The organism is Bradyrhizobium sp. AC87j1, from assembly GCF_002936975.1.
Taxonomy (GTDB): Bacteria; Pseudomonadota; Alphaproteobacteria; order Rhizobiales; family Xanthobacteraceae; genus Bradyrhizobium; species Bradyrhizobium shewense.
Map to the genome: position 1 here is coordinate 1 of NZ_PTFE01000292.1, position 389 is coordinate 389.

The following is a 389-nucleotide window of genomic DNA, read 5'->3' on the forward strand; positions in this document are numbered from 1 at the left end:
TCCGGCAGATAATCCGCAACGCTTTCGACAAGACCTCGGCACGCGTCGGAAACCACCAACTGCACGCCCCTGAGACCGCGATCGACGAGATGCCGCAGAAACGATGACCAGCCGGATTTGTCCTCCTTGGCGCCCACAGATGCCGAGGATCTCCCGGAACCCCTCGGCATTGACCGCCGAAGCCACCAGCAGCGAGACGTTGCGAACCTCACCAGCCCAGTTGCGCTTCATCACGATGCCGTCGAGGTAGAGATACGGATGCTCGCCTTCGATCCTGCGATTCCGCCACGCCTCGATCTTGGTATAGATCTTCTTGTTCAGGTTCGACACTGTGCTCGGGCTGACCCGGGTGCCCCACAGCGCCTCCGTGATGTCTTCGACCCGCCGAA

Annotated in this window: 1 pseudogene; it reads right to left on the bottom strand. The window is 61.2% G+C overall.

The features are described 5' to 3' along the window. Positions 1-389: pseudogene (locus CV770_RS41380) on the bottom strand (transposase); the annotation flags it as partial.